Source organism: Ruegeria sp. AD6 (assembly GCF_056542325.1).
Window position 1 is genome coordinate 62,197 of the sequence record NZ_JBQFZQ010000002.1, and the last position, 20,033, is coordinate 82,229.

Consider the following 20,033-nt stretch of genomic DNA (forward strand, 5'->3'; position numbering starts at 1 on the left):
AGTAGGAAATCTAAAGAACCTCGATTCGCCATGATCGTATGCCACTGCACCAACATCTCTGACCACGACATCCGCGCCGCGATTGACTGGATGCGCGCGGCGGATTCGCGGGCCATCATCACTCCGGGTAAAATCTACCACGCCCTGGGAAAGTCGGCGGATTGCGGCGGGTGCATGCCGCTTTTCCTAGACACAATGCGTTCAAGCGATAATCTGGAAGTCCCCATGCAACTCTGCGCGTTACGCAGCGGAGTATCACAGGAGAAAGCTGATGAAGGGCGATCCCAAGGTTATAGAATATCTCAACAAATCCCTGCGGCATGAACTGACCGCGGTCAGCCAGTATTGGCTACACTACAGGCTTCAGGAAGATTGGGGCCTTGGCCATATGGCCAAGAAAAGCCGCGAAGAAAGCATCGAGGAGATGGGGCACGCGGACAAGCTGATTGAACGCATCATTTTTCTGGAAGGTCACCCGAACCTGCAAAAGCTGGACCCGCTGCGGATTGGGCAGAACCCTAAGGAAACGTTGGAGTGTGATCTGGCCGCCGAACTGGACGCTCGCGCCCTTTATGCCGAAGCGCGCGACTATTGTAGGGAAGCCGGGGACTACGTCTCTATGACGCTGTTCGAAGGATTGATCGCAGATGAGGAAGGCCATATCGACTTCCTGGAAACGCAGCTCGACCTGTACGAAAGGATCGGCGAAGCCAATTATGCGCAACTCAACGCATCGAAAATGGACGAAGGCGAATAGTCTTTTTGCCCTGTCAGTGGCCGCCCTGGCGGCCACCCCGGCCCTGCCTGCTGAAACCCAAAACCTTCCCCTGCAGGACCTTCACCTGAACATCACCCCCCGCACCGATGACGAACGCGCCCGCGTTGAGGCGGTCACTGCACCGCCGCAGGACTTCAGCGTGCCGCAGCGGTTCGAAGACCTGCCCGCCGGGGCCGCAACGGTTCGCGTGCGCAACGATGCGGATGCGTTTTCCCAACCCTCGGGCAACCTAAGCTTTGAGCAAGAGCTTGATTTCAAGGTCGGCAACGGGCTGTTCAAGAAAATCTGGGTGTCGTCGCCGTCATCGACGCTGGCATCTGACGGGTTGGGTCCGCTTTACAACGCGCGGTCCTGCCAGCGGTGTCACATCAAGGACGGGCGCGGGCACACGCCGAACGGGCCGGATGACAATGCGGTGTCTATGTTCCTGCGAGTCTCCATACCGGGCGGCCCAAACGACGGCTTTCCCGAGATCGAGGATTATATCGCGACCCTGCCAGAGCCGACATATGGTGGCCAGATGCAAGACTTCGCGCTGGCCGGACACCCGGCGGAATACCAGTTGGACATCACTTACGAAGAGGTCCCGGTCGCGCTGTCGGACGGCGAAATCGTGTCGTTGCGCCGCCCGACCTATCGGGCCGCCGATCTGGGCTATGGTCCGTTGCACCCGGATGCGATGCTCAGCCCCCGCGTCGCGCCGCAGATGATCGGCCTTGGTTTGCTGGAGGCGATCCCGGTCGCTGATCTTCTGGCCAAAGCCGACCCCGAAGATTCGGATGGCGATGGGATCTCGGGCCGGGCGAACATCGTCTGGTCGGCAGAATACGATGTCCCCATGATGGGCCGGTTTGGGCACAAGGCGGGCATGCCAACGATCATGGAGCAGTCAGCGGCGGCCTTTGCCGGGGATATCGGCATCTCAAGCCCACTGTTCCCGGCCCCGCACGGGGATTGTACCGACGCGCAGATCACCTGCACGGACGCGCCGCATGGCGATGATGACACGCGCGGGTTTGAGATCGATCAGATCGGCATGGATCTTGTGGCCTTCTACAGCCGCAATCTGGGCGTGCCCGGCCGCCGCGACGTAGATAACCCTGAGGTTCTGCGCGGCAAAGAGGTGTTCTACACCACGGGCTGCACCGCATGCCACACGCCGTCCCATGTGACACACCGCATGGACGACCGGCCCGAACAGAGTTTTCAGTTGATCTGGCCCTATACCGACCTGCTGCTGCACGACATGGGCGAAGGTCTGGCCGACAACCGCCCCGAAGCCCGCGCAACCGGTCGCGAATGGCGCACGCCTCCGCTGTGGGGCGTTGGCCTGACCGAACGAGTCTCGGGCCACACGCAATTCCTGCATGACGGGCGCGCCCGCAATCTGCTGGAGGCGATCCTGTGGCACGGGGGCGAGGCGCAGGCGGCGCGCCATGCCGTCGTCTCAATGCCCAAGGCCGACCGGGACGCCCTGATCCGTTTCCTTGAGAGCCTTTGACATGCGCATACTGCCCCTCATCGCCGCATCACTGATGCTACCGGTTAGCGCTTTGGCACAGGATCGTTCCGCAATCCTGCTGGATGCGACCCAGTCGCATATCCTGCCCCGGTTCGCCGAACTGGCGGATACCGCCGACGCGCTGGCCGAGACTGCACAGCAGGACTGCGAACCAACCTCACCCGCCCTGCGCGCGGCCTATGGCGCGTCTTTCGACAGCTGGATTTCCCTCAGCCATTTACGCTTTGGACCGACCGAGGTGGATGACCGTGCTTTTGCCATGGCCTTCTGGCCCGACACCAAAGGGTTTACCTCCAAGGCCCTGTCGCAGCATATCACCGCCGAAGACGCGGCCGTTGAAAGCGTTGAGGTCTACGCCGAAACCTCGGTGGCTGGGCGTGGGTTCTTTGCTTTGGAGCGGATGCTGTTTGACCCTGCGTTTGCCGATCAGGGCAGTGCTGCTTACCGCTGCGCCCTGATTCAGGTGATCACAGCGGATATTGACGCCAATGCCCGCGCGATGGCCGATGACTGGCAGACCTACGCCCCCAGCCTGACCCAACCCGGCGTCAACAGTCGCTATGGGACGCAGGATGAGGCACTGCAGGAGTTGTTCAAAGCGCTCTCGACCGGTCTTGAGTTCACCGCAGCAACACGGCTGGGGCGACCGCTCGGAACATTCGACCGCCCGCGCCCCAAACGAGCCGAGGCGCGACGCTCTGAACGATCCTTGCGGCATGTGGAACTGTCGCTGATCGCGCTGCGCGATTTGGCGGCGCGGTTGTCCTCTGATCACCCCGAGGTCGCCGCGGATCTGGACGCCGCCTTCGCCCGCGCGATAGACACTGCACAATCGATTGATGACCCGGCATTGGCCGGCGTGGCGGACCCTGCGGCGCGGTTTCGGATCGAAGCCCTGCAACAATCCATCACCGACATCCGCGCCATCGCCTCAACCGAACTTGGCCCGACACTTGGGATCAGCGCAGGCTTCAACTCATTGGACGGGGACTGAGCCTTGACCAGTCGCAGGCGTTTTCTTGCCGGGTTGGCGGCGGCGAGCATCACCCCGATCCGGGGATGGGCATCCGTTGGCGCGCCAGACTATCTGGCTGCAGGGCTGTTCCCCGACGGTTCATTCCGTCTGGCGGGGTTGACCGCCGAAGGAGATATCCTGTTCGCCCTGCCCCTGCCCGCGCGCGGCCACGCCGCCGCCGCACGTCCGAACAAAGCGCAGGCTGTCGCCTTCGCGCGCCGCCCCGGAACCTTCGCCGTTGTGATCGATTGCGCCAACGGCACGGAACTGGCCCGGCTTGAAGCCCCGGAGGGGCGACATTTCTACGGGCATGGCACGTTTTCGGCCGATGGCATGCACTTCTTTGCCACCGAAAACGACTATGAAGCCGGTACCGGAAAAGTTAGCATCTGGGACGCGGACAGTTTTGAACGTCTGGGTGAGTTCTCGTCTGGCGGCGTTGGCCCCCATGACATGCGACTGATGCCAGACGGGCAGTCGCTGGTGATCGCCAATGGCGGGATCGAAACCCATCCGGACACCGGACGCACCAAACTGAACCTGCCGGTGATGCGCCCGAATCTGAGTTACCTCGATCTGTCCGGAACACTGCTGGAACAGGTGGAACTGCCGCGCGCCATGCACAAGAACTCGATCCGGCATCTGGCCGTACGCGATGACGGGCTTGTCGGTTTTGCGATGCAATGGCAGGGCAGTGCGTCCGAGCATCCTCCGCTGGTGGGTCTGCACCGCCGGGGTGAAGCTGCGACGCTGCTATCGGCCCCCGAAGCGGATCAAAGCCGGTTACAGGGATATGCAGGCAGTATAGCGTTTTCAGCCGATGGGACGGCCATCGCCATCACCTGCCCGCGCGGCAACGCTTTGCACCGGTTCGATGTGCAGACCGCAACCTTCCTAGACGCCTTCGCCTTGAACGATGTCTGCGGTCTTGGGTCTGGTCCGAACGGTTTGGTCTTCACTACAGGAACCGGCCTTGTCGGCACGCTGGACGGGCCGCGGACACAGATCCTGACCCGGTCTGATTGCCAATGGGACAACCATCTGATCCCGATCCGCAGTTTCGCATAAAATTCGGCAATCCCCGTCACATAGTTTACACTTGGAAGAATCAAACTGCTGCCGTATTGGCGGGCGCGAAACCGGCACCCTACGTTAAGGACTGACTTGATTGAAACACACGCCCGACGCACCGCATTCCATCTACGGGGTTGAGAAATGGGGCAAGGGCCTCATCGAGGTGACGGAGGCGGGCGAGATCGGTCTGCGCAATCCGATGGCCCCCGAGGCCGAGGCGATCAGCCTGCCCGGCATCCTGACCGATCTGGACGACCGCGGCATCAAGGCCCCGATGCTGCTGCGCGTGACATCCTATCTGGAACACGAGATCGCGCATCTGAACGAAAGCTTCCGCGATGCGATTGCCCGCACCGGCTACCAAGGGGCGTATCGCGGCGTGTTCCCGATCAAGGTGAACCAGCAGGCGCAGGTGGTCGACCGGATCGTCGAATTCGGCAAGACATACGACTACGGGCTCGAGGCCGGGTCGAAACCCGAACTGGTGATTGCCCTGGCGCATCGGCTGTCGCGCGACGCGCTGATCGTCTGCAACGGCGTCAAGGATGCCGAGTTCATCCAGCTTGCCATCCTCAGCCGCAAGATCGGCTTCAATACGGTGATCGTGCTGGAAAGCCCGAAAGAGGCCGATACCGTGATCGAGGTCTATAACGAGTTGGGCATCGAACCGCTGCTGGGCGCGCGGGTGAAATTGACCAACCAGATCAGCGGCAAATGGGGGGAAAGCTCGGGCGACCGATCCGCCTTTGGCATGAACACCGACCAGTTGGTGGCCACCGTGGACAAGCTGAAAGAGGCCGGGCTGCTGCATTGCCTGAAACTGCAGCACTCGCATCTGGGCTCTCAGGTGCAGGACGTCAACGACGTGCGCCGCGCCGTCGGCGAAGCCTGCCGCTATTACACCGAACTGACCCGCGAGGGCGTGCCGCTGACCCATCTGGACCTCGGCGGCGGCATGGGCGTGGACTATACAGGCGAGAAAAAGGCCGCCGAAAACTCGATCAACTACACGGTCGAGGAATATTGCGCCAACGTCGTCGAAACCGTTGCCTATGCGCTGGACGAGGCCGAGGTGCCCCACCCCACGCTGGTCACCGAAAGCGGCCGCGCGGTGGTTGCGACATCCTCGATGCTGGTGTTCAACGTGCTGGAAAGCACGCTTTATGACGCCCCCAACGGCCCCGAGGTTGAACCCGACGACCATCACATGGTCTCGGACCTTGCCGCCGTGCATGGCTACCTGTCCAGCGACCGGCTGCAGGAATGCTGGAATGACGCCAATTTCTATCGCAATGAACTGCGCGCGCTGTTCAGACGCGGCTATGTCGACCTGCGCCAGATGGCCCGCGCCGAACGCATCTATCTGTCGCTGATGGCCCGCCTCAAGGCGCTGGCGGCAAGCGACGAGCTGGACACGGATGTAGACGACCAGCTTGAGAAAGTGGCCGATATCTACCACTGCAACTTCTCGCTGTTTCAATCCCTGCCTGACGTCTGGGCCATCGATCAGCTGCACCCGATCGTGCCACTGCAAGGGCTGAACGACACCCCCGACCGCCGCGCGGTCCTGTCCGACATCACCTGCGACAGCGACGGCAAGATCGACCGTTTCATTCTGGCCGACGGTGTCTCGCCCAGCCTGCCGGTGCATTCCCTGCCCGAGGATGGCGAATATTGTATGGGCGTCTTCTTTGTCGGCGCCTATCAGGAAACACTGGGCGATCTGCACAACCTGTTCGGCGACACCAATGTCGTCACCATCGACCTGCGCGCCGATGGCGGTTTCGACCTGCTGCACGAACAAGAGGGCGACACCATCAGTCAAGTCCTGTCCTATGTCGAGTTCGACCCGCAGGACTGCGTCGCCGCCTTCCGCAAAATGGTGGACGAGGCGATCTCGACCGGTACTCTGATGGCCAAAGACCGCAAAACCCTGATGGCCGCCTACCGCGACAGCATCAACGGCTACACCTATTACGAATAACCCGAGAGGAGAGGACACCATGGGCAAAACACTGGTTGTCGGCGCAGGCGGCGTATCCCACGCTGCCGTGCACAAGATGGCGATGAATTCGGACATCTTCACCGAAATCACTCTGGTCAGCCGGACGAAATCGAAATGCGACGCCATCGCCGCAGCCGTCAAGGATCGCGTCGGCGTGGAGATCAAAACCGCCGAGCTCGACGCCTACAAGGTCGAGGACACGGTCAAGCTGATCAAGGAAACCGGCGCGGAAATCCTCGTGAACCTCGCCCTGCCCTATCAGGATCTGGTGCTGATGGACGCGTGTCTTGAGGCAGGTATCCACTACCTCGACACAGCGAACTACGAGCCCGAGGATGAGGCCAAGTTTGAATACCACTGGCAATGGGCCTATCAGGAACGGTTCAAAGAGGCTGGCCTGACCGCCATCCTCGGTTCGGGCTTCGATCCGGGCGTGACCTCGGTCTTTGCCAAATGGCTGAAGAAACACAAGCTGGACACCATCCGCCAGATCGACGTTCTGGACGCCAATGGCGGCAGCAACGATCAGGAGTTTGCCACCAATTTCAACCCCGAGATCAACCTGCGCGAAGTGCTGGCCGAAGTGCGCCACTGGGAAAATGGCGAGTGGAAACACTCCCCCGCCATGACCCACAAGGTCGAATTCGACTTCCCCGCCATCGGCCCCAAGAATATGTACCTGATGTATCACGAGGAACTGGAATCGCTCAGCACCCACTTCCCCGAGATCGAGCGCGCCCGCTTCTGGATGACCTTCGGCGACGCCTATATCACCCATGCCAAGGTGCTGGAAAATGTCGGCATGACCCGCATCGACCCGGTAATGCATGACGGCAAGGAAATCATCCCGATCCAGTTCCTGAAAACCCTGCTGCCCGATCCCGGCGATCTGGGCGCGGAAACCAAGGGCAAGGCCTGCATCGGCGACATCGCCACAGGTCAGGCCAAGGACGGCTCGGGCGAGAATACCTACTACATCTACAACATCTGCGACCACGAAGAATGCTATGCCGAGGTCGGCAGTCAGGCCGTCAGCTACACCACCGGCGTCCCCGCAATGATCGGTGCCGCTCAGGTGCTGAAAGGCAACTGGCGCGAACCCGGCGTGTGGAACATGGAACAGCTGGACCCGGACAACTTCATGGACATGCTGAACGAACACGGTCTGCCCTGGCAGGTCCACGAGCTTGACGGCCCGGTCGAATTTTAACTTCACCTTTTCCTAAATACTCCGGGGGGTCCGGGGGGCTGGCCCCCCGGCCTCTCCAATTCAGGAGACGCCGGTTATGTCCGACATGATGACCACACAAGCCGGAGACGCCGGCGCCTTCCGCAATTTCGACCTCGCCCGCGTCCCCACGCCCTGCTTCGTGGTCGATGAAAGGGCGGTCGAACGCAACCTGACCATCCTCGCCGATATCGGCGCACGGTCCGGCGCGCATGTCCTCAGCGCGCTCAAGGCGTTTTCGATGTTCTCGCTGGCCCCGCTGGTGCGTCAGCATCTCGGCGGCACCTGCGCCAGCGGCATATTCGAGGCACGTCTGGGCCGCGAAGAATATGGCGGTGAGGTCGCCACCTTCTGCGCCGGGTACAAAGACGCCGACATGGATGAAATCCTGTCGCTGTCCGACCACATCATCTTCAACAGCCCGGCCCAGAAGGACCGCTTTCTCACCAAAGCCCAAGCCGCCAATGTGCAGGTGGGCCTGCGCATCAACCCGGAACATTCCGAAGGCGAGATCCCCAAATACGACCCCTGCGCCCCCTGCTCGCGCCTTGGGACGCCGGTCAGCCAAATGACCTCTGAGACGCTGCAAGGAGTCGACGGCCTGCATATGCACACCCTCTGCGAACAGGGCTTCGAGCCGTTACAGCGCACATGGGCCGCCGTCGAACCCAAACTCGCCCCGTTCATGGACCAGCTCAAATGGCTGAACTTCGGTGGCGGCCATCATATTACCCGCGATGACTATGACCGCGACGGGCTGGTCGCTTTCATCAAGGCGATCCGGGCAAAACACAACATCGACTTCTATCTCGAACCCGGTGAGGCCGTCGCGCTGGACGCGGGCATACTGGTAGGTGAAATCCTCGACCTGCCCACCAATGGCATGAACCTTGCAATCACCGATATTTCGGCCACATGCCATATGCCCGACGTGATCGAAGCCCCCTATCGCCCCGCCCTGATGGACGAGGCCGAGGCTGGCCATACCTACCGCCTCGGGGGTCCGTCCTGTCTGGCGGGCGACGTGATCGGCGATTACACATGGGACAAACCGCTGGAGATCGGCCAGCGTTTCGCCTTCCTCGATCAGGCGCATTACTCGATGGTCAAAACAAACACCTTCAACGGTGTTCCCCTGCCGACCATCGCCCTATGGAACAGCGAAACGGATGCGCTGAAGATCATCAAACAGTTCGGCTATGACGACTTTAAGGACCGCCTCTCATGAGCATTTTCCTCGACAGTGAACTGACCGCATCCGAGCGCAGCGAAGACGCCCGTTTCCGCGTGATCCCGGTGCCGCTGGAACGCACCGTTTCATACGGCTCGGGCACCGCCAAAGGCCCCGAAGCGATCATCGAGGCCAGCAGCGAGCTGGAACGCATCACCGGCCACGCCGAACCCTGCGTCGAGGGCATCTTTAGCGAAGAGCCCGTCGATTGCGACGCCGCCCTGTCCGAAATCATGGAACGCATCGCCCAGCGCACCGAATCCGCCATTCGTGCAGGCAAAGTGCCGGTGACGCTGGGCGGCGAGCATTCGCTCAGCTACGGCGCGGTGATGGGGGTGGCGCGGGCGCTGAACCAGCCCATCGGCATCGTCCAGATCGACGCCCATGCCGACCTGCGCAACGCCTATCAGGGTGAAAAACATTCCCACGCCTCGGTCATGCATCTATTGGCCGAAGAAGGCATCCGGCTAGCCCAGTTCGGCGTGCGCGCCTTTTCCACCGAAGAGGCGCAAAGCCGCCTGAAAAACCACGTCTTCCACGTGGATGCCGAGGAACTGGTCACCGGCAATATCCATGCCGTGGACCTGCCCGAGGATTTCCCCGAACTGGTCTATGTCAGCTTTGACGTGGATGGGCTGGACCCGTCACAGATGCCCGCAACGGGTACGCCCGTTCCCGGTGGCCTGGGCTATTATCAGGCGCTGCGGCTGGTCGAGCACGCCTTGAAGGGGCGCAAATGCGTGGGCTTCGACGTGGTCGAACTGGCCCCGGACGGCAATGCCGCCTGGGACTTTACCGCCGCACAGATCGTCTATCGCCTGATGGCGGCCTGTTAACCCTCGGCCGTTTCGTTCAGTTCCATGTGCCCTTCGCCCTTGTTCAGGACACGGCGCAGCATGGGTTCAAAGAATTCCAGCGGTTTGGTCGGATAGTCCGGGTCGAACGCTTTCTGATCGTATTCATGGCAGAAATGGCGGCAGTCCTCCCAATAGGGGCTGTCGCGATACCTGTCGCGCGCGTTGCGGTCGCCGCCAAGGTGATGGTTGTAATAGTACCCTTGGAACACGCAATGATGTTTGAGAATCCAATAGGTTTTCTCGCTGACATAGGGCTTCATCATCGCCGCTGACAGCTCTCCGTGGTTGTACGGCGACAGAATATCGCCCGTGTCATGGATCAGCGCGGCAACCACCAGTTCTTCATCCGCCCCATCCTCATAAGCGCGTGTCGCGGCTTGCAGGCTGTGCTGATAACGGTTCACCGGATAGGGCGTCCAGTCCTCGTCCAGCGACCGGATTGCATCCAGGATCCGATCCGGCAGGGCCGCATTATACGCCTCTTCATACTCCATCACGGCGTCCCAGTCGGCTTTGGTCGCCTCTTCGAAACTGGTCCAGGTGGGTTTGTGGCTTTTGTCCAGCATGACATGTCCTTTGGCTTGCGTGTTGGCATCAGAATACTGCACGCTGACCATCCAAAAAAATGAATTGATTTTATCGGATTGATCAAAAAATACTTTCTATATGCAAACCAAAGCTCTGGAAACTTTTCTATGTGTGGCAGAGACCGGCGGATTTCACGCTGCCGCCCGCAAGCTGAACGTCACACAAACCGCCGTCAGCGCCCGGATACGCGCGCTTGAAGAGGCGGCGGGCAAACCCCTGTTCTCGCGCGGGGCCGGAGGGACGGCTTTGACCGAGTATGGCCGTCAGTTCAAACCCTATGCCGAGCAGATGTTGTCCCTGTGGTCCTTTGCAGCCAATGATCTGCCCGATCAGGTTCACAACCGGCTGGCGCTGCGCCTTGGTGCCCAACTCAGCGTGTGGGACCCGTTGCTGGTGGATTTGGCCGTGCGCTTCGAACAGCGGTTCGGGCAATTGCTGCTGACCTTGAACTATGACCACGACCTGAACATGGTCGATGCGGTTGCAACCCATGTTCTGGATGCCGCCCTGACCCACGAAAGACCCGTGGACCGGCGCGTGATCTGTCACGAACTTCCGCCAGAACGCCTGTGTCTGGTTGAAAGCAAGACGAACACGGAATCCGATCAGGTTTTCGTCAACATAGAACTGGGCGAGGCCTATCAGGATCACGTCAGATCCACCGCGCGCCGCGCATCCGGGCAGACGATATTTCTGGGCAATTGCCTGATGGCCCTGCGCTATCTTCTACAGCGCGGCGGCTATGGATATTTCCCCGACTATGTCATCACGCAGCATTTGAACTCGGGCGAGTTATTGCGCGTGACGGGCGCGCGCGATTTGATGCTGCCGGTGTATCTGGTGGTGCGCGCGGACAATGAAGAGGTCGAGAACATCCTGCAATGCCTGTCTGACCTCCGCCAGTGATCTCAGGCTGGCGAGGGCAATGGCGTCCCGTCCCGTGCCCGCTTGCGCAACAAAGGCCTGCCCGCGATCAGCAGGAACAGCGCCGACACGATCACTCCGATAACAGCGGGAACGTAAAGCAGACCCCACAGCCTTGGATCATCGATGACAACTGGTGACACGAAACCTCGAACCCCTTCGAGCAGGACCAGGATAGTAAAGGCGCCCAGAATCTGGGGCCAAAGGCCAAAGCGGGAAAAGCTGCCCAGCATCAGGGTCGAATACCCTGCCAGCGACACCGCTATGCAAATGGCAATCCATGAGAATCGCTGGTGCAACTCTTCGACCAGATGGCCCCGGCTGTGCCGTTCGGCCTCTTCCACCGACTTCATGTCATAAATCAGCTCGGCGGTTGAAATCGCCTCGAGGCTGCGGCGAGTCATGCCACCGGATCGCGTAAGGTCCGAGATGTCGTAGGACGCATCCTGAAACAGAGTCGATGACAGGGTCCGACCCTCTTGGTTCAGGCGCAGTGCGACCCCGTCCACCATGACCAGATGGATGCCCGCGCTGTTGTTGACCAGATAGGCGGTCGCGCTGGAATAGCTGACCGCATTGTCCGGATCGCGCCGGTCCGAGACAAAAACCTCTTTCAGCGTGCCGTCAAGATCGATGCGCCCGATATAGACGGTCACATTCTCGGCCGGATGCAGGAACTCGCCTTCGTTCAGCAACTGAGCGGTCACGTCGCCTGCAACCTCGGCTTGTCTGATCTCAAGCTGTTCGACCGAGGCCGGGCGCAGAAACACACTGATCACCGCCATCATCAAGCCTGTGATCAAGCCGAACAGAACCACCGCCCGCGCCAGCCGCCAGGGGCTGGACCCGGTCGCCAGCATCACCGTCAGCTCGCTTTCCCGGCTCAGACGGTTGGTGACGTACACCGCCGCCGCAAACACCGCCATTGGCATCACGGTGCGGATCAGAGTTGGCAAGGTCAGCGCAGTGAATTCCAGAAACACCATGGCCGACTGCCCGCCGCTGATCACGCTGTCAAACAGGCTGACAGACCGGGTAATCCAGAAGACCCCGACAAGGACCAGAGTGAAAAAGCCGAACAGAATCAGCAATTGCCGCAGGAAATATCCATCGAAACGCGACATGGGCCCTCTTTCCGGTTTCTGTTCTGCCGGGACATTAGGCCATTCATCCGCCAGAGGAAACCGGGTTCCGCGCGATGAACGCCCGCGCCCAAGATACCTGTTTAGGGGAAGTGACAGCGGCAGGCAGCCAATCTGCACGCTTCGGGCTTACCAATAGACTTGTAACATGTAGCAGTAGCCAAGTGGCCGATCTGAGGCTAGCCAACGGCGGCAGCCCTCACTGGCTTGGCTTTCCAACTGTGACGCTGTTTAAACAAAGTTGAATTCTTGGTCAGGTATCTGATTGTCGGCAATGCCATGAAAACGCGGTTCGGTCGCGCGATTGGTGGCAAAATAAGAAGCAGGGCCAAATTTCCACGTGGGAACAAGGTTCAACACATAGCAGAGGGCGACGTGGCAAATCAGGAAGAAGCTAATAAGAAGATAGTCTATTTGCACGTGGGGCACGCCAAAACAGGCACGTCCGCACTTCAGACGTTTTTTGCCCGACACACTGAAGAGCTATCTCAAGCGGGAATCTACTATCCACCTCTGGTCGATTTGACCGATGCTATCAAGGGAAAGGCCACAGGCGGCAACGGTACGCCCCTGGGTTCCGTCCTGGCAAAAGACATCGAAGAAACAAGTATCTTCAAAAGAAAAGAGGCTGTTCGAGAAACGGTAGGCGACTTTGTCGCTCGAAATTTGGCGGTGTTTCAAAGGAATGAGCCGCATGTCCTGATCTCAAGCGAATTCCTGCAGGCTTTTGACAGCAAGCGTTTGAAAGAATTTGCGTTGGAGTTGCAAAACTTGGGCTTTGCAACTCACATCGTGTTTTTTGCCAGAAACTACAGTGAGCTATTATTTTCAAGCTGGCAGCAAGGCATCAAACGCGGTCGATTTACCGGTGACTTTCGTCAGTTTATTGAAGCCGCAGAAGACACTATGGGCGCAACTATGGAAGAGATTTTAGCCGCCCAAAGATTGGGTTTGACCTTTGATGTCTTTAACTACGACGATGCCAAACGCGACATATGCAGCTTCTTCTTGGAAAAGGTTCTGAACCTACCACCTGGGAACTGGCCAACAGTGAGCCCTCTCAGGGTCAATCGATCGTTAACTGAACGCGAAAGTCAGTTTCTTCGAATGATAAACGGCGTATTTGATCATGCAACTTATCCGCTGATTGCGGATCGTCTGATCGAGGCTTCCCCGGAACTCGAATTTAGTCATGGTCCATCACCGGATGACATTGCTATCGTCAATCAGAAATTTGCAAAACAAACGGCACTTATTAATCAACAAATCAAGGGAAGCCCACTCACCGAGCCAACGGCAGAACAGGACAACCAAGAAGACGAAACTCAAACCCTAATGCGAATTATGGCCGTCTTCTTTAGATACGTTGAAAATGAAAAAAGACGTGATTTCCGGGGATTGAACCCAGCTGGCACCAAGCATGCAAGGTTGAGTCGCAAGGAGTTGGAAGAGCGCCTTGAGGTAGAAACAAGAAAGACAAATTTGTTGGAGACAAAGCTTGCCAACCTTCGGCGACATCCATTGAAAAAGTTGTACCACAGAGTCGTCAAACGGCTTTAGAGCGACTTTCTGCAACTCTACTCAGCGAAACCAGTGCCTTACGTGGTTGCAGGTGCTGTTCGCGAAGGTTAGGCCCCCGGCACATCTTGCCCCACCCTTCCCTCAATGCAGGAAAGCAACTCGCCCCATCCGGTGGCAGGCTGCTCGTGGCCTGCGTCCCAACAGCAAGGTTTAGGCAAGGGCTCACCCAGCCTCTCTAGCCTTCGTGTATTTCCTATGTGAATTGGTTCCTTTGTCGGAATGCGGACTCGAGTTAAGATTATTTCAAATATGGCGCGCCTGAACGATACCCAGATATTTCAAGCCCTGGCGCCCACCTCAAATTTCATAGTCCGTTCAATGGAGTAACCCATGCCTAAACTTGATCCTCAAACGCAAAAGAAGGTCAACGCATTCTGAAAAAAGAAAAAGCCGGCAGCCGTGAAACACAGCGCGAAAAAAGCGAAGAAACGTGCCGAAACGGCCCTAGCAAAAGCGAAATGGTCCGTGAAACAAGCGCCAGCACCCGAGAAAAAAGCCTATGCCGAAGTAGAGCAAGCGGTCGTGGAAATGTGCGCTGAAGAAGGGCTGGAGGAAGTGCAAAAAGCAATGTCCGACGCAAAAGTGGAAAAGGCAAAAAAGGAAGTAAAGGCGCGGATCAAACAGAGGGTGGGTCAAATTTAGAAGGCCAAACAGCGTGTCAAAAAAGCCTTGGCCAAACTGCCACCGAAACCGGCGCAGGCCGTCGAAAAAGAACTGGAATCCACTTTCAAGTCCACGCTGAAATTCTGGAAAGACCTTGAGGCTGACGCCAAGAAAGAAGGTCTGGCCGATTAATTTGCTCGGCATTTCGCCGCACCGGCCCTAAATTCGCTCGTCAGGCGCGTTAAGGCAGTTTCCTGTTTGCCGACCTATGGCCTATGTACTACGCCCACCGGGGTATCAGTATTTGCGACCCCAATTGCTGTCGCTGGGTTGGCAAAGTTTGCAACCCCTCTTTCGCTCTAATCAACAGGGACTAACAGCGAGAGCCCAGGATGTTACGCTGACCTACAGACCAAATGGTGATGGCAGTTTCTTTGTCCTTACCGTTGTTGTGGCCCAGCTCTTTCAGCAATGACGTGTACAAACCCCGCATTTTGCTGGGTCCTGCTCGCTGGCCGCAAAGGTTCTCCCTGAAACCTGGCCGACCACCTAATAAGGTGGAAACGATGCCGGGCTTGATTTGAACCCTGCTTCACACGCTCTTTCAAACGCACAAAAAACGCGCCGAGGTCAGTGACGAGCGCGGTGATACAGTTACGTGATTGGTTTGGAAATGGCAGGGGCAGCAGGGTTCGAACCCGCGACCTACGGTTTTGGAGACCGTCGCTCTACCAACTGAGCTATACCCCTATGGTGAGGCCCCAAATAGGCCAGCCGCGCGGCGGACTCAAGAGGCTTTTTTACAATCTCTCATACTTCGCAATCTGACAAACAAGTTGCGCGGGCCGTGCAGTTGGGTAAGACAAGGTCTGGTCAGCAAAAGGAACCCGGTGTGAGCCTCCGCAAGAAGATCGCAGACAGCGAAGCCGTACTGAACTGGACCGCGCGGCGGATTGCCAGCTATATCCGGATGGTCAACCGCAACACGCGCTGGCAGCGCATCGGGTATGAGGAGCTGGACCAGCTGGCCGAACAGGGTGAGCCGGTCATTGTCGTCCTCTGGCACCAGCGGCTGGCCCAATCCCCTTATTTCTTTCCGCTGGATAAAGGGCGCATCTGTTCAATTACGTCCTCGGCGCGGGCAGGCAGCATGGTAGGTCGGGTGCAGAAGCTGTTCGGCATGGACACGATCGCCATGACCAGCAAAAATTCCAACAATATTGCCGTGTCGCGCGAAGTGATCGGAAAGGTGAAGCAGGGCATTTCCATCGGAATCGCCGCGGACGGTCCGCGAGGGCCGGACCGGGTTCTGTCGACCGTGCCTCTGGTATGGGCGCGCACCTCGGGCAAGCGCGTGTTCGGCATCACTTTTTCCGCCAAACACGGGCGCGAGGCGGGAACCTGGGACCGGTTACTGATGCCGCGCCCGTGGCGCAACGAAGGCGTGTTTCTGTGCCGTGAGTGGACGGAAACCGTACCGCGCAAGGCCAGCGAAGACACCCTTGAGACCCTTCGCCTCAGCCTTGAGGCGCATATGAACGACATCACAGCCGAGGCTGACCGTATGGTCGGGCGCGCGCCGTGGACGCCAAAGGGCTAGCCGCCCCGCAACCTCTGCATCAGATAGACTTCGCTGCCTTCCGGGATGGGTTCGGTCAGGCCGGTGGCAATGACGCGCCCGTCGATGGCGATGGACACCCCCGCGTCGATGGGGGCCTGCAATTGCGGGTAGGCGCGCACCAGGGCGCTCAACAGCTCTCCGGTGGTGGTGGCCTCGACCGTCACCACTTGCCTGCCCCCGGTCAGTGACCGGAGGCTAGACCAGAGGTGGACGTCAATCATTGTCCTTCAACGCAGCCAGAATGCGCGGCGGTGACATGGGCAGTTGTTTCATCCGAACCCCTGCCGCGTTCGACACCGCATTGGCGATGGCAGCGAGGGGCGGCACGATGCCTGTCTCGCCGACCCCACGCACACCAAACGGATGGCCGGGGTTCGGAACCTCGACGATCACTGTGTCAATCATCGGCAGGTCGCTGGCGACCGGGATGCGGTAGTCGAGGAAGACCGAGTTTTGCAACCGTCCATCCTCGCCATAGATGTATTCCTCGTTCAGCGCCCAGCCGATGCCTTGTGCAGCCCCGCCCTGATACTGGCCTTCGACATATGCCGGGTGGATCGCCTTGCCTGCGTCCTGAATGACCGTGTAGCGGGTGATCGAGGTTTTGCCGGTTTCCGGATCGACCTCGGCATCGACGATATGGGTGCCGAAGGACACGCCCGCGCCTTCGGGGGTGGCCTCGAAATGCCCCGAGATCGGACCGCCGGTGCGACCCATGTTCGCCGTGATATCGGCCAGCGGTAAGGGATCGAAATCGCCCGCATTGGGCCCGGAAGGAACCGCGCTGCCGTTTTCCCATTTCACCGCGTCCACAGGGATGCCCCATTTGGCCGCCGCGCGTTCGCACAGCTTTTCAACCGCATGTTTCGCCGCCTTGATGGTCGCCAGACCGCTGGCATAGGTCACGCGGCTTCCGTGCGAGACGTCGTTATAACCCAGCGTTGCCGTGTCGGCGATGGTGACGCGGATGTTCTCGTACGGAATGCCCAACACTTCGGCCGCCATCAACGCCATGGACGCGCGCGAGCCGCCGATATCGGGCGTTCCGACCATCAACTGGGCCGAGCCGTCCTCGGACAGCGCCAGCGATACCGAGGTTTCGCCGCCGTGGTTGAACCAGAACCCGCAGGAAATCCCACGCCCCTGCCCCGGTTTCAGTGGGGCCGCGTAATGGGGGTGCGCCTTGGCGGCTTCCAGAGTTTCAACCAGGCCGATGCGTTCGAAGGTTGGGCCGTAGCTGGCCCTTGTGCCCTCATGCGCGGCGTTTTTAAGGCGCACCTCAACCGGGTCAAGGCCCAGCTTGTTGCACAGCTCATCGATCACCGATTCGACGGCGAAAGCGCCCATCGGCGCGCCCGGCGCGCGATAGGCAGCCTGCTTCGGGCGGTTGGCCATGACGTCGTAACCGATCTGCCTGACGTTGGTCAGGTTGTAAGGCGCAAAGGCGCACATGGCCGTCATGTCGCCCGGCGCACCGGGGAAGGCCCCGCCTTGCAGGCGGAACACGCCCTGCGCCGCCGAAATCGTGCCGTCCTTCTTCATCCCGATCTTCACATCCATCGACGCGGACGAGGTCGGACCGGTGGCCCGGAACACCTCGGAGCGTGACATAACGATTTTCACCGGACGGTTCGCCTTGCGGCTCAGCGCCAGTGCGACGGGCTCGATGAAAACGGTGGTCTTGCCGCCGAACCCTCCGCCGATTTCCGACGCGGTTACGCGCAATTGCGAGGTCTCTATGCCCAACAACGCGGCGCAAGTTTTCTGTGCGATCCAGTGGCCTTGGGTGGTGCACCACAGCTCACCCTTGCCGTCATTGCCCAACATACCCAGACAGGCATGCGGTTCGATATAGCCCTGATGGGTCGCCTCGGTCACAAAGCTGTCTTCGATGACCAGATCAGCCTCGGCAAAGCCAGCCTCGACATCGCCATGGCCGCTTTCGTGATAGCGGACAACGTTCGGATGCATGCCTTGCGGCACCGAGTAATCCGCAGCCCCTTCGCGGATCACCGGCGCGTCCGCTGCCATCGCTTTGTCTACATCGGTGACATGGGGCAGAACTTCGTATTCAACCTCGATCAGCTTGAGCGCATCGCGGGCCGCCAAAGCCGAACTTGCGGCGACTGCCGCCACGGCATGACCGTCATACAGCGCCTTTTCACCGGCCATGACGTTTTCCAGCACGTTCCAGAACTCGCCCGCCAGACCGGGGGCAAAGGGCACGTCGGCGAAATCGGCGCGTGTCACGACGGCTTTGACGTCCTTGTGCGCCTCGGCTTTCGAGGTGTCGATCTTCACGATCCGCGCATGGGCATGGGGCGAGCGCAGAACCGCGCCGTGCAACATGCCGGGGGCCGACATATCCGCGCCGAACTTGGCACGGCCCGTGACCTTGTCCAAACCATCGGGGCGGTTCGGGCGGGTGCCAACAAAGGTGAAATCAGATTTGCGATCGTCCAGAGCCATTATGACGCCTCCCGCAGGTCTGCTGCCGTTTCCATCACGGCGCGAATGATCTTGTCGTACCCGGTGCAGCGGCAGAGGTTGCCTGCCAGCCAATACCGCGCCTCTTCCTCGGTCGGGTCCGGGTTCTTTTCCAGCAGCGATTTGGCCGCCACCAGAATGCCGGGCGTGCAGATGCCGCATTGCAGGGCAGCGTGCTCGATGAACTTCTGCTGCAATGGATGCAGTACGTCACCGTCTGCAATCCCCTCGACGGTTTCGATCTGTTTGCCGTCCGCTTCGACCCCCAGCACAAGGCAGGAACAGACCAGACGACCGTCAACGGTCACCGAACAGGCCCCGCAGTCTCCGGTGCCGCAGCCCTCTTTCGCGCCGGTCAGGTTCAGTTTGTCGCGCAGACAGTCCAGCAGTGTTTCGCGCGGGTCGCACAGGTATTCGACCGTGTCCCCATTCACGGATGTGGATACGTGGAGCTTGCTCATACATTTTCTCCCTTCGCACGGGCATAGGCGATTTTCGCGGCGCGCTTGGCCAGAACGCCTGCGACCTCGGTGCGGAATTCAATTGTGCCGCGCTTGTCGTCAATCGGGTTGCAGGCGGCAGAGGCCGCAGCGGCCAGCGCGTCCAGCGCTGCATCGTCCAGCGTGCTGCCAATGATCGCCGTGGCGCAGTCTTCCACCAGCAGAACAGTCGGTGCCACAGCACCCAAAGACACACGCGCTTCGGTGATGGTATCGCCGTCCAGACGCAGACTGACACCGACGCCGACAACCGCAATATCCATCTCGGTCCGCGGAATGAACCGCAGATAGGCGTCGCCTGCGTTGTCACCACGGGCAGGGATGTTAACCGCTGAAACCAACTCTCCCTTCGCCAGCGAGGTTTTGCCCGGTCCGGTCGGAATATCCTCAACCGCGACCTCTCGGGTGCCATCCGGTCCGGTGACCGTGACCGTCACACCCGCAGCCACCATGGCAGGCACCGAGTCCGCCGCAGGCGACCCGTTGCACAGATTGCCGGTCAGCGTCGCGCGCCCCTGAACCTGAGTCGAGCCGATCAAATCCATCGCCTCGACCACGCCGGGCCAGTCGCGGCCGAGTTCGGCATGCTCGCTCATTTCCGCGCCGGTGGTTGCCACGCCCAGCGTCCAACTGCCATCCGCGTTGCGGGTGATGTCATGCACACCGTTGATTTTCTTGACATCGATCAGCGTGTCGGGCGTCACCAGCTCGGCGCGCAACTGCACCAAAACATCGGTGCCGCCTGCCAGAAATCGTGTTATGCCCGTTGCGTTTGCCGCCAGGGCCGATGCTTCGGCAAAGCTGGCAGGACTGTGATAATCCATGAATTTACCTCGCGCCTGTTTGTCAGGGTTCACTGGGGATCGGGGCGACGTTA

Annotated in this window: 20 protein-coding genes and 1 tRNA gene; 14 read left to right on the forward strand and 7 right to left on the reverse strand. The window is 59.7% G+C overall.

Annotated elements, in window-relative coordinates; translation table 11 throughout:
- Window positions 1-30 precede the first annotated feature (30 nt).
- The 9 genes from ACR0KJ_RS07220 to speB all read left to right on the forward strand — a co-directional run bounded on the left by ACR0KJ_RS07220 (window position 31) and on the right by speB (window position 9,689).
- Window positions 31-324 (forward strand): (2Fe-2S)-binding protein, encoded by a 294-nt coding sequence (locus ACR0KJ_RS07220; protein ID WP_480626314.1) that lies wholly within the window; start codon window positions 31-33, stop codon window positions 322-324.
- Window positions 272-757, forward strand: a complete 486-nt coding sequence (gene bfr / locus ACR0KJ_RS07225; RefSeq protein ID WP_170452473.1) for a bacterioferritin — start codon at window positions 272-274, stop codon at window positions 755-757. The genes ACR0KJ_RS07220 and bfr overlap by 53 nt, the downstream gene beginning before the upstream one ends.
- Window positions 717-2,279, forward strand: coding sequence for a di-heme oxidoredictase family protein (locus ACR0KJ_RS07230; protein ID WP_170622961.1), 1,563 nt, complete (start codon window positions 717-719; stop codon window positions 2,277-2,279). The genes bfr and ACR0KJ_RS07230 overlap by 41 nt, the downstream gene beginning before the upstream one ends.
- Window position 2,280: 1 nt before the next feature.
- Complete coding sequence (locus ACR0KJ_RS07235) at window positions 2,281-3,294, forward strand: imelysin family protein (RefSeq protein ID WP_480626315.1); 1,014 nt, start codon at window positions 2,281-2,283, stop codon at window positions 3,292-3,294.
- A gap of 3 nt (window positions 3,295-3,297) precedes the next feature.
- A complete protein-coding gene (locus tag ACR0KJ_RS07240; RefSeq protein ID WP_480626316.1) occupies window positions 3,298-4,383 on the forward strand; it encodes a DUF1513 domain-containing protein in 1,086 nt (361 codons plus the stop codon).
- A 100-nt stretch (window positions 4,384-4,483) separates the two neighbouring features.
- Window positions 4,484-6,373 carry a biosynthetic arginine decarboxylase gene (gene speA / locus ACR0KJ_RS07245; RefSeq protein WP_480626317.1) on the forward strand — a complete coding sequence of 630 codons (1,890 nt, stop codon included), beginning with the start codon at window positions 4,484-4,486 and terminating at the stop codon, window positions 6,371-6,373.
- 19 nt (window positions 6,374-6,392) lie between these two features.
- A complete protein-coding gene (locus tag ACR0KJ_RS07250) occupies window positions 6,393-7,604 on the forward strand; it encodes a saccharopine dehydrogenase family protein (protein WP_480626318.1) in 1,212 nt (403 codons plus the stop codon).
- Window positions 7,605-7,680: 76 nt separating this feature from the next.
- A complete protein-coding gene (nspC, locus tag ACR0KJ_RS07255) occupies window positions 7,681-8,850 on the forward strand; it encodes a carboxynorspermidine decarboxylase (protein ID WP_480626319.1) in 1,170 nt (389 codons plus the stop codon).
- Window positions 8,847-9,689: an agmatinase gene (gene speB / locus ACR0KJ_RS07260; RefSeq protein WP_480626320.1), complete on the forward strand. Its 843-nt coding sequence runs from the start codon at window positions 8,847-8,849 to the stop codon at window positions 9,687-9,689. The genes nspC and speB overlap by 4 nt, the downstream gene beginning before the upstream one ends.
- Here speB and ACR0KJ_RS07265 read toward each other — a convergent pair.
- Complete coding sequence (locus tag ACR0KJ_RS07265; RefSeq protein WP_170453136.1) at window positions 9,686-10,276, reverse strand: HD domain-containing protein; 591 nt, start codon at window positions 10,274-10,276, stop codon at window positions 9,686-9,688. The two genes, speB and ACR0KJ_RS07265, sit on opposite strands and share 4 nt — an antisense overlap.
- A 100-nt stretch (window positions 10,277-10,376) precedes the next feature.
- On the opposite strand from ACR0KJ_RS07265, the gene ACR0KJ_RS07270 reads away from it, so the two are divergent.
- A complete protein-coding gene (locus tag ACR0KJ_RS07270; RefSeq protein WP_170736377.1) occupies window positions 10,377-11,204 on the forward strand; it encodes a LysR family transcriptional regulator in 828 nt (275 codons plus the stop codon).
- Between the two features lie 2 nt (window positions 11,205-11,206).
- Here ACR0KJ_RS07270 and lptF read toward each other — a convergent pair whose 3' ends face one another.
- A complete protein-coding gene (gene lptF, locus ACR0KJ_RS07275) occupies window positions 11,207-12,346 on the reverse strand; it encodes an LPS export ABC transporter permease LptF (protein ID WP_480626321.1) in 1,140 nt (379 codons plus the stop codon).
- A 393-nt stretch (window positions 12,347-12,739) separates the two neighbouring features.
- Between lptF and ACR0KJ_RS07280 the strand changes: the two genes are divergently transcribed.
- The 3 genes from ACR0KJ_RS07280 (at window position 12,740) to ACR0KJ_RS07290 (ending at window position 14,740) form a co-directional block, all read left to right on the forward strand.
- Window positions 12,740-13,924, forward strand: a complete 1,185-nt coding sequence (locus tag ACR0KJ_RS07280) for a hypothetical protein (RefSeq protein WP_480582521.1) — start codon at window positions 12,740-12,742, stop codon at window positions 13,922-13,924.
- Window positions 13,925-14,344: 420 nt separating this feature from the next.
- Window positions 14,345-14,587, forward strand: coding sequence for a hypothetical protein (locus tag ACR0KJ_RS07285; RefSeq protein ID WP_480626322.1), 243 nt, complete (start codon window positions 14,345-14,347; stop codon window positions 14,585-14,587).
- A gap of 27 nt (window positions 14,588-14,614) precedes the next feature.
- Window positions 14,615-14,740, forward strand: a complete 126-nt coding sequence (locus ACR0KJ_RS07290) for a hypothetical protein (RefSeq protein WP_480626323.1) — start codon at window positions 14,615-14,617, stop codon at window positions 14,738-14,740.
- A gap of 482 nt (window positions 14,741-15,222) precedes the next feature.
- Here ACR0KJ_RS07290 and ACR0KJ_RS07295 read toward each other — a convergent pair.
- A tRNA-Trp gene (locus tag ACR0KJ_RS07295) sits at window positions 15,223-15,298 on the reverse strand.
- 142 nt (window positions 15,299-15,440) lie between these two features.
- On the opposite strand from ACR0KJ_RS07295, the gene ACR0KJ_RS07300 reads away from it, so the two are divergent.
- Complete coding sequence (locus ACR0KJ_RS07300) at window positions 15,441-16,148, forward strand: lysophospholipid acyltransferase family protein (protein WP_480626324.1); 708 nt, start codon at window positions 15,441-15,443, stop codon at window positions 16,146-16,148.
- Here ACR0KJ_RS07300 and ACR0KJ_RS07305 read toward each other — a convergent pair.
- The 4 genes from ACR0KJ_RS07305 to ACR0KJ_RS07320 are packed head-to-tail and all read right to left on the reverse strand — an operon-like array spanning window position 16,145 to window position 19,980.
- Window positions 16,145-16,390 (reverse strand): MoaD/ThiS family protein, encoded by a 246-nt coding sequence (locus tag ACR0KJ_RS07305; RefSeq protein ID WP_170521810.1) that lies wholly within the window; start codon window positions 16,388-16,390, stop codon window positions 16,145-16,147. The genes ACR0KJ_RS07300 and ACR0KJ_RS07305 overlap by 4 nt on opposite strands.
- A complete protein-coding gene (locus ACR0KJ_RS07310) occupies window positions 16,383-18,638 on the reverse strand; it encodes a xanthine dehydrogenase family protein molybdopterin-binding subunit (RefSeq protein ID WP_480626325.1) in 2,256 nt (751 codons plus the stop codon). Before ACR0KJ_RS07310 ends, ACR0KJ_RS07305 begins: the two co-directional genes overlap by 8 nt.
- A complete protein-coding gene (locus ACR0KJ_RS07315) occupies window positions 18,638-19,117 on the reverse strand; it encodes a (2Fe-2S)-binding protein (protein ID WP_170622937.1) in 480 nt (159 codons plus the stop codon). The genes ACR0KJ_RS07310 and ACR0KJ_RS07315 overlap by 1 nt, the downstream gene beginning before the upstream one ends.
- Window positions 19,114-19,980 (reverse strand): FAD binding domain-containing protein, encoded by an 867-nt coding sequence (locus ACR0KJ_RS07320; RefSeq protein WP_170622934.1) that lies wholly within the window; start codon window positions 19,978-19,980, stop codon window positions 19,114-19,116. Before ACR0KJ_RS07320 ends, ACR0KJ_RS07315 begins: the two co-directional genes overlap by 4 nt.
- Window positions 19,981-20,033 lie beyond the last annotated feature (53 nt).

Coding starts and splice junctions, on each gene's coding strand:
- ACR0KJ_RS07320 (WP_170622934.1), bottom strand. CDS start 19,980: ATGGATTATCACAGTCCTGCCAGCTTTGCCGAAGCATCGGCCCTGGCG.
- ACR0KJ_RS07305 (WP_170521810.1), bottom strand. CDS start 16,390: ATGATTGACGTCCACCTCTGGTCTAGCCTCCGGTCACTGACCGGGGGC.
- ACR0KJ_RS07310 (WP_480626325.1), bottom strand. CDS start 18,638: ATGGCTCTGGACGATCGCAAATCTGATTTCACCTTTGTTGGCACCCGC.
- ACR0KJ_RS07250 (WP_480626318.1), top strand. CDS start 6,393: ATGGGCAAAACACTGGTTGTCGGCGCAGGCGGCGTATCCCACGCTGCC.
- ACR0KJ_RS07235 (WP_480626315.1), top strand. CDS start 2,281: ATGCGCATACTGCCCCTCATCGCCGCATCACTGATGCTACCGGTTAGC.
- lptF (WP_480626321.1), bottom strand. CDS start 12,346: ATGTCGCGTTTCGATGGATATTTCCTGCGGCAATTGCTGATTCTGTTC.
- ACR0KJ_RS07315 (WP_170622937.1), bottom strand. CDS start 19,117: ATGAGCAAGCTCCACGTATCCACATCCGTGAATGGGGACACGGTCGAA.
- nspC (WP_480626319.1), top strand. CDS start 7,681: ATGTCCGACATGATGACCACACAAGCCGGAGACGCCGGCGCCTTCCGC.
- speB (WP_480626320.1), top strand. CDS start 8,847: ATGAGCATTTTCCTCGACAGTGAACTGACCGCATCCGAGCGCAGCGAA.
- ACR0KJ_RS07265 (WP_170453136.1), bottom strand. CDS start 10,276: ATGCTGGACAAAAGCCACAAACCCACCTGGACCAGTTTCGAAGAGGCG.
- ACR0KJ_RS07220 (WP_480626314.1), top strand. CDS start 31: ATGATCGTATGCCACTGCACCAACATCTCTGACCACGACATCCGCGCC.
- bfr (WP_170452473.1), top strand. CDS start 272: ATGAAGGGCGATCCCAAGGTTATAGAATATCTCAACAAATCCCTGCGG.
- ACR0KJ_RS07270 (WP_170736377.1), top strand. CDS start 10,377: ATGCAAACCAAAGCTCTGGAAACTTTTCTATGTGTGGCAGAGACCGGC.
- ACR0KJ_RS07230 (WP_170622961.1), top strand. CDS start 717: ATGCGCAACTCAACGCATCGAAAATGGACGAAGGCGAATAGTCTTTTT.